At 65.7% G+C, this 7773-nt stretch carries 9 protein-coding genes and 1 pseudogene; 3 read left to right on the top strand and 7 right to left on the bottom strand.

The features are described from left to right. Positions 1-599: 599 nt before the first annotated feature. Positions 600-793 (bottom strand): annotated as a pseudogene (locus KBX34_RS33925) (IS701 family transposase); the annotation flags it as partial. Positions 794-849: 56 nt separating this feature from the next. After that, positions 850-2532, bottom strand: a complete 1683-nt coding sequence (locus KBX34_RS32505; protein ID WP_307871549.1) for a hypothetical protein — start codon at positions 2530-2532, stop codon at positions 850-852. Between the two features lie 301 nt (positions 2533-2833). Between KBX34_RS32505 and KBX34_RS32500 the strand changes: the two genes are divergently transcribed. Next, positions 2834-3091, top strand: a complete 258-nt coding sequence (locus KBX34_RS32500) for a transposase family protein (RefSeq protein ID WP_210928914.1) — start codon at positions 2834-2836, stop codon at positions 3089-3091. Next, positions 3058-3501 carry a hypothetical protein gene (locus tag KBX34_RS32495; RefSeq protein ID WP_210928913.1) on the top strand — a complete coding sequence of 148 codons (444 nt, stop codon included), beginning with the start codon at positions 3058-3060 and terminating at the stop codon, positions 3499-3501. Before KBX34_RS32500 ends, KBX34_RS32495 begins: the two co-directional genes overlap by 34 nt. A gap of 84 nt (positions 3502-3585) precedes the next feature. On the opposite strand, the gene KBX34_RS32490 is transcribed toward KBX34_RS32495, so the two are convergent. After that, complete coding sequence (locus KBX34_RS32490; protein ID WP_210928912.1) at positions 3586-3843, bottom strand: transcriptional regulator; 258 nt, start codon at positions 3841-3843, stop codon at positions 3586-3588. A 98-nt stretch (positions 3844-3941) separates the two neighbouring features. Between KBX34_RS32490 and KBX34_RS32485 the strand changes: the two genes are divergently transcribed. Continuing rightward, positions 3942-4538, top strand: a complete 597-nt coding sequence (locus KBX34_RS32485; RefSeq protein WP_247672495.1) for a hypothetical protein — start codon at positions 3942-3944, stop codon at positions 4536-4538. A 12-nt stretch (positions 4539-4550) separates the two neighbouring features. Here KBX34_RS32485 and KBX34_RS32480 read toward each other — a convergent pair whose 3' ends face one another. The 4 genes from KBX34_RS32480 to KBX34_RS32465 form a co-directional block, all read right to left on the bottom strand. After that, positions 4551-5300: a hypothetical protein gene (locus tag KBX34_RS32480; protein WP_210928911.1), complete on the bottom strand. Its 750-nt coding sequence runs from the start codon at positions 5298-5300 to the stop codon at positions 4551-4553. 42 nt (positions 5301-5342) lie between these two features. Next, positions 5343-5660 carry a hypothetical protein gene (locus KBX34_RS32475; protein WP_210928910.1) on the bottom strand — a complete coding sequence of 106 codons (318 nt, stop codon included), beginning with the start codon at positions 5658-5660 and terminating at the stop codon, positions 5343-5345. A gap of 9 nt (positions 5661-5669) precedes the next feature. Next, entirely contained in the window at positions 5670-6353 is a 684-nt protein-coding gene (locus KBX34_RS32470; protein WP_210928909.1) for a hypothetical protein, read from the bottom strand. Between the two features lie 407 nt (positions 6354-6760). Beyond that, positions 6761-7773, bottom strand: a 1013-nt coding sequence (locus tag KBX34_RS32465) for an autotransporter-associated beta strand repeat-containing protein (RefSeq protein ID WP_210928908.1), incomplete at its 5' end; no start/stop codon positions are given.

Below are 7773 nucleotides of genomic sequence, written 5' to 3'. Positions count from 1 at the left end.
CACGTGGTGCGCGATGCTAAGCGGTGCGCCGTCGGGAGCACGCCTTGATCATGGGCGTAGCGTGTGTGACGTGCGTGGACGTGTGGCGAAGCGTCCTGGGGGTCAAGGGGTCGTCGGTTCGAATCCGGCCGTCCCGACCGGTTGACCTGTAAGGATGAAGATCCTTCCAGGTGTCGGCGGTAACATCCGGTAACGGATGATCTTTGTTGGCGGTAACCGCGTGGATGGTTGGCCGTTGACGTACCTGCTGCACAACACGCTCTGACCTGCCGCTTCATCTGCGTCCTGGATGGAGCGGCAGTCCTGCTCTTGATTGCGCGTCAAGCGCTGGAGATGTCGTCGGCTGTCGCTGCATCGGGCGGCCGGATGAGCCTTCGACTTGCGGCAGGACCGCCAGTTGGCCACCCCTGTTCCTGGCCGTAGTACTCCAGCCGTACCTGGTGGAGTTGGAGTCTTCGCTGGTAGTGGGCTGCTTTGGCGCGGTATTGGTGTCGGCATCGCCATCATGGCCATCGATGTGTGTGGTCGATGGGTCCGGTTGGTGGTGATCAGGTGTGCCAGGAGACGTCGGACCTCGCCGAGGGTGAGGGGTATGAGGCCGCGATCGGATTCGGCGCCCCGTTTTTGGCGTGGGCGGCGGTGACGGCGAGGTAGGCGTGGGCGCACAGAACGAGCCTTATGTGGAGGCACCAGCGTCGTATCGACGCACCTGGTAGTGGTCCAGGCCGACCTCGGTCTTGGCGGTCTGGAAGCACTCCTCGATCGCCCACCGGGTCCCGGTGATACGGATCAGGTCTTCGTCCTGGATGCCGGCCAGGCCGAAGCACCACGGCGAGGACACGCCCAACATCACTTCGTGTTGGTGTCGATGATGTAAACCACGTCTGACCCGACGTCGTGGCGGGTGATGCCGGGTACGTCGGGGATGTTAAGCAATGGTTCGTATGGCGTGCCTTGGAGTCGGTTGCGCAGCAGGACGACGCTGCGGATGCCGAGCTGGTGCAACCGATCCAAGGCCGGCTCGCTGGGGAAGGTCGCCATAACGTCGCGGATCGCCTGACGGTTGGGTGTGGTGTAGCTGGCCGCACCGTTGACCATGGCGGGAAAACCGTCGGTCGACCAAAGTAGGACGTTGAGGTCGACGCTGTCGTCGGACGGCAAGACCATGATCGGAGCGTGCGCGGAGGCTAGCGCCATCGCGGCCGGTTTGGCTGGGGTTTGGGGGTGGCCCAGGTCAGGCAGGCCCTCAGCTAGCACGAGGACCAGCAACGGAACGGTCAGTAGCCGTGCCGCTCCCACCGACCATTTCGGCTTGGCACCCCTGCGAGCCACGTCGGCCAGGTGGGTAACCAGGCCGGCCGCGAGAATGGCCAGGCAGAGAGTGGGCCACAAGATCAACCGGCCTGGTGTACGGGATCCATCGAACCCGGGCACGTAAAGATAGAGCAGGCGGTAGATCGGCCCGTTCGTGCCCAGCGCGAACAACACTCCGACGACCGCCCCAAACAGCAGCAGAAGCCGTTGCACCGGTGACCAGCGGGATAGGAACAGGCCGGCGATGGCCAGTGCATACAGTGCATACCCGCACAGCAGCACTTTCTCAGTCGGTATGCCACCAAGAGCGGTGCGGGCGTCGTTGTGCAGGGTGCCCCAGGACAGCGAGGACTGCGGCGCCACGAGAAGTCCGCGCAGTGTCGGGGAGAAGTACGCGACGTAGTCCCAGTCCCGGGTGACATTTGGGTTGAGCTCGCGCACGTGTTGGTACGCGTACGCGAAGTATCCGGTCACTGCGGTGAAGACCAGCCCGCCGATCAGATCACCGACGATCAGCCGGAGGCCAAGGCGTGGGCGGTGGATCAGCCAGGCTGTCAGTGTGATCAGGCAGAGGGCGGCGAGGACGTATACGAATCCCAGCCCCACGCCGAAGCCTAGGCTGACCTGCCAGGCCGCGACGAGCCAGCCAGCGAACGCCCATCCCGGCCGGACTCGTTCGGCAAGGTAGCCGCGTGTGAACGAGAGTCCGTGGCCGCGCGCCAGCATCGCCAGGGCCAGAGTGATACCACCGGTGGAGAGAATGTTCAGATGGCCGTCGTGGCCGTAGCGCCAGGGCGCGTAGGCGAGGGCGGCCCCGGCTACTGCGGCGGCGACCTTATTCGCGCCAAGTTGGCGCAGGAGCGCGTAGCCGCCGAGGAAGGCGAGCGCGAAAGCCAGCACGAACAGGATGTTGTAGCGCAGCACGGCGCCGACTACACCGTTGCCTATCAGCCCTGCCGGGGCATAGCCGAGCAGGCTGTCGTTCAGGGCTAGGCCGTACTTGTCGGGATAAAAAGCGTTGGTGTCCCACAGGCCACGCAGACCGTTGGTAAGTGCGTGGCCACCCCATCCCACCAGCCATGCTTGGGCCGTCGGGTCACCCACGTCACCGACGATGGTGTGGGCCGGGTCGGCGATCGGCACAGTCTTGGCGCCGGCAGTCACCACGCGAACCGCGTACGGCGGAATCAGCCAGATCATCGCGACAGCGAGGAGCACTGAACCGAGGCTCGCGATGCTCAGTTCCCGCCGATGGGCTCCACGTGTCAGCCAATCCCTCGTGCCTGAACTGGCACGCGCGAGTCCGCCATTTTTTTCAGGCTCGCTGAGAGTGACGGCTGATGTGGGGCCTCCTGCCGGTGGCTCTACCTGCGTCATCACATTGACCCTCACTGTTGAACCGCCGCAGTAAATCATGAGCAGGGCGGCGCATGGAGTCAAGGCATCGATCAATGTAGTTCCGGTAGCTGGGACTTACGCTGTTTATCAAAGGCGTCTTGTCACGCAGGAGTTGCGATCGGTGCAGCGGCGAATTTTGCCGCTGTCGGAACAGGACACGCCAGGGTTGCTGCAGGCCCTCGCCCGGGTTCCGGACCCACGGGACGCCGGCGGCCGGATCCATCCGCTGCCGGGACTGCTCGCGATCGCGATCGCGGCGGTGGTTTCGGGATCGAGCCGCGTCGTGGAGACCGTCAAATGGGCCGCCGACCTGCAACCCGCGACGCGTTCACCGTTGCCCGGCGGGTGCCTGACGACAGCACCCTGTCCCGGGTACTGACCGGTATCGACGTCGGCGCCCTCGATGCTGCGGTGTGCCGCTGGCCGCTCAGCCGGGCGGTTCTGACCGGGGCCGGCAGGCGAGTGATCGCGGTCGACGGCAAGACACTGCGCGGCAGTGGGCCGACCGGGGCCCAGGCGCACCTGCTGGCCGCACTGGACCAGGCAGAACAGATCGGCCTGGCGCAGATCAACGTCGCTCTACAGCCCCGCGAACAGATCAGCGGGAACTCCCGCGGCGATGGCGCCAGCTGGCAGGTCACCGCGGACGAGATGATCGCCGACGTGGTCGCCGAAACACCGAGGCGTGCACTGAGTCCCGGCGGATCGCGGCCCGCTTCGCCCTCGACGACACCGTGCCGCACCATCGACTCGGCTGGGTATCACTGTGCTGGACCTACGTCCACATGAACCAGTAGAAGCCGGTCGAGGATACGGTCCGACGGCAGTCACCTGTTCAGCTGCGTCAGATCCGAGAGGGGCCGAAAGCCATCGTCACCGTCTCCGCAGGAATGCGTAGACGACCTTGTTGGAGGCGAATTCCGAGATGTTGACGAGGTCCCAGCCGAACTGGCCCAGGACCTCGGCGGCAGCAACCGCCTCGCTGACCTTGTCGCCGCCGATGCCGTGATGGGAGACCACGGCCAAAAGGCGATAGGGGTACGTCCGAAGATCGGCGTGGCCCTGCAGGACCCACCGGGCGGTGACCATGCGGGTCCGGGCGATTTGCTCCGGCGTCTCTGCGGCGGTCATACCCGGCACCATAGTGGCTCGTCGCTCGGGCAGTCTGCCAGCTTCGCAGCCGGTATGTTCGAGACGTGTCTGCGTCGGCCGGTGCTTCTCGTCTTGTCGTGGCGCTCGTTGCGGTGTTCGCCACTGCCGCCTGCGACGGTGCCTCGGCTCCTGCGGGTGCGCCGACCGCCGGGCCGGCCACGAGCAGTGTTGGCCCCACCGCGCCCACCGCCTCGGCCGGGCCCATCTATCGCGCTCAAGACCTGGAGCTGTGCAAGCGTACTGATCTTCGACCGTTGGCGGAGTTGTCCCTGACGGTGGCCCGCACCGATCCGAAGCCGCCGCTGGGGCAGCCGGGCGCGGCGTGTCTGTTCGAGATGCGGACAAAGGACGGGCATCAGGCGAATCTGCGGGTGGAGGCGTCCACGCCGGTCAGCGAGCAGGAGGCTCGGCTGCTCTACCGGGCCACGGCGCAGGTGACGGTGATGACTCCAGCCGGCGGCATCACCGGTGTGGGCGACGAAGCGGAAGCCTTCACCAGGCGCTCCGAGCCCGGCTTCAAGTACGCCGAGTACATGGTCCGCGCGCGCACGGGCAACCTGGTGGTGAAAGTCTGGCTGGCCGTCGGCGGAACCTCGTACGCCGCCACCGAAACACTCGCATCGAAGGCGCTGACGTTGCTCAAGGCGACCCAGGCGGCCGTACCCACTGTGTGATGCGCCCGTTGGTCATCCTCGGACGGCCTCGGGCCACCGCCCACCGGGCAGCTTCGAGTGGTCGCCGACCTGCGTGGCGATGTCTCGGATGTTGCCCAGCGCGTCGACGAAGCGCTGGCCGATGGTGAGCAGAATGTCCAGGCCGGCGGTGACGAGGTCTCCGACCGATTCGGCGAGGGTGGAGATGGCCCACGGTAGGTCGATGACAGTTGCCCCTTCGGACGCCGCCTGCGCCAGTTTGCCGACCAGCCCCGTGACGATCTTGGCGAGTTCGACGGCGTAGTCGACGTTCGCCTTGGCGATCGTGAACAGCCACTGGCTGATGAACTCCGACTTGACGACGGACTCGTCGACTGCGGCTTTCTGCTTGAGCGCCTTGGCGTTGTAGGCACTCGCGGCGTCGCCGGTCCACTTGGGCAGGTTCTCGTTCGCTGGGTCGGTGGTGGCGGAAGAAACGTCGGAGACCGGGGTCTTCACGTCGTTGACCCAGCGGAAGCTGACCTCGATCAGCGAGAGCACCGGCAGTTGATGCTCCAAGGCCTGCTCGACGCGGTCGAGGACGGCGTTCAGTGCCGTTTTGGTGCTGTCCAGGCTGTGCTTGATCCACAAGAGTGCTGCGGGTCCGAGGAGCCACTTCCACTGCTGCACCTGCTCGACGATCTCGTTGAACTTGGCGATCGCCGTGTCGATGCCGGCGCGGATGTGGTCGAACGCCTTGTTGAACGGTTCCCCGTACTCGAGATCAGTGGTGCCTGGCTGCATGTGGTGCTCCGTGCCCTCTCCGAACGTCGCGCGGTGGGGTCGCTAGGCCTTGTAGATCTTGTTGAGGTCGAGTGAGACGACCTCGTCGGCCCGGTCGTACTCGTCGGCGATGTGCCGCAGGGCCTTGCCCACCTGTTCGAACTCGGTCACCGCCCCATTCAGAACGGCGACCATGAAGGTGTGGAAGTCCCTGTATGCCAGTGAGTGGATGAGGACGTTCGCGTCACCGATGAAGAAGGCCGACGGGTCGAGGTGCAGCTGCTCCGCGGCGACCTTGATGGCAGCGACCCGGTCCGACAGCGACAGCCACTTACCTCCCTCATCGCGTAGCGAGTCGGTGATGACGTTCAGTTCAGCCATCTCACTGCCTCACGATCCAGTCCGTCCGGCGCTGGCCAGCGCGAACGCGCGGAAGAGGGAACGGGCTTCGAACTGCAACTGATCCACGTCTGCCCGTGCGATCCACCTGACGTCACCGGTGATGCCGGTGATGCCGCCTCCGCGGATGTGCAACGTCAGGCAGCCGTTGGGGCTCGACATGCTGGACTCGCCCTTCAACCCGGACAGGCGAGTCGCGGCGTCCAGCTCCTCGTCAAGGTCGTGCAGCGTCTGCCAGGTGTCGCGCAGCCACGTGTATTCGTCGACGTCCCGCTCGGGACTCCTGTCGCGCGGCTCCTGTTCCAGCGCTGCGGGACCTTTCTCCTCCGCCTGCAGACGGAGGAGCGCCGCCAATTCGAGGGCAGTCTGCACGGCGGCGACATACGCCTCGAAGAGCGCATCGGCGAACCCACTGGGGCCGAACTGGCTGCGCCAGTCGCGAGCGATCGTGACAGCTGAAACCTCTCGCTGGGTGTCGACCATGATCCGGACGGAGCCGGTCTGGTCCGCCCCGGAGCACTCCTCGGGGCGCAGCTCACGTTCCGTCTCGCGCAACACACGATTGGCCTGCTCGCGCAAGGCGGAATCGTCGCCCAGGAAGTCCAGACTCGCCAGCTTGAGGCGTTCATGCCTGCTGCCCTGCTGCATTCGCCCCCCGGCTTCCTGCTCGGTCAACGCTTTCCGTGCTGCGCCCGCCACGGCAAGGTAGGACCACGGTACGTGAATGGCCAGGATCCGGGGGACCCCAGGCGCTGGGCGGGACGTCTCGCTACGGCGAGGGACAAGGGCGCGGCAGAGATGCCCCGGGAAGCCACGCCTGACGGTGCGCGACCATCCACCATGGGCCCGACCCGCGAAACCGCAGCTTACGAGCCGCGATCGAGTATTGGAGCAGGACAGGCGCGGCCGCGTTGACGACGCTGCCACCACTGCGCAAGCGCAAGGGCAGTCGTGGACGAGCGAACAGGCAGCGATGTTCCTTAAGTCCTACCGCGACGGCAAGAACCACCTCTCACGTTGGGCGAAGGCCTGGCCAGCCAGCCTCAGGTGAACCTGAGCCTGGCTGGCCAGGTTACGTGCGGCTAGGCGCCGCCGGACCGTGCCCCGGGCAGCGTCCGCAGGGCGGTCAGCGTCATGTCGCCGCCCTGGTAGGACACCCTGAACATGTGGTGGCCCGCGTTCAGGACCCGCCGTTCCGGCAGGGAATGGAAGTGGCCCCTGATCGAGTCGCCGCTCATGATCGTCAGTACCGTGCCGGGAGTGAGGGACGCGCGAATGTCCAGGGTGAGTTCGCCGCTCAGCACCAGGTCACCCGCGGCCCGCACGCTCGTGTAGTCGTGGTCGCCGGAGATGGTGATGGCGAGGCGACCCGCTCGGCTGACGGTCACGTCGCCGCCGACGTTCAGGACGTTGCCCGGCGCGACGTCGGTCAGAGTGATGGACACCGCTGACGCCGCTTCCCCGGACGACAGACCGGGCTGCAGCACGCCGCTGTCGACGTCGATGCTGCCTGCCACGAAACCGCTGCCGCCGAGCGTGCCGCCCTTGACGGCGACCGAGCTTGCGTGCGAGCCGGCGATCGAAAGCTTGCCGCCTTCCACCGTCGTGCCGCCCTCGTAGGTGGCGTGGCCCGACATGATCAGCATCCCGGAGCCCTGCTTGATCAAAGACGCCGTGTAGAGGCTGTTGTCGATGTTGTTCTGAATGAAGGCCGCGCGCGCGTCCATCCATTCCTTACGCCACTTGGTGGCGTCCTCATAGCCAATCTTGTCGTACAGTTCCGGGTGGCCGTTGGTGATGGCTTGGACGTAAGGATCAGCCAGAATGCCCTGAAGCATGAAGGCGTTTTCGCTGAGCTTGCCGTCCGGGCTCAATACATTCGGGCTGAATTCACCGGCGAAGGCGATGCCCTGTTTCTTGTAGGCCGCCAGCCACTCCCGATCCTCCCGCTCCCTTTCCTTGATCGCAATCTGGCTGATGTCGTTCGACCAGACGTCCAGGGGCGCCTTGTCCATGTTGTAGGTCATGGGGCCCAGGAGCTGGCCGGGGCCATACATGCCCTTGTTCAGATTGGGGATGCCCCAGCCCCAGCGCG

The organism is Micromonospora sp. M61 (assembly GCF_018070245.1).
Lineage (GTDB): Bacteria > Actinomycetota > Actinomycetes > Mycobacteriales > Micromonosporaceae > Micromonospora > Micromonospora zamorensis.
This window is presented reverse-complemented; position numbering and strand designations above follow the sequence as displayed.

Excerpts from the sequence above, each read along its gene's own strand:
- KBX34_RS32490 (WP_210928912.1), bottom strand. The coding sequence starts at position 3,843 with ATGACCGCCGCAGAGACGCCGGAGCAAATCGCCCGGACCCGCATGGTC.
- KBX34_RS32480 (WP_210928911.1), bottom strand. The coding sequence starts at position 5,300 with ATGCAGCCAGGCACCACTGATCTCGAGTACGGGGAACCGTTCAACAAG.
- KBX34_RS32475 (WP_210928910.1), bottom strand. The coding sequence starts at position 5,660 with ATGGCTGAACTGAACGTCATCACCGACTCGCTACGCGATGAGGGAGGT.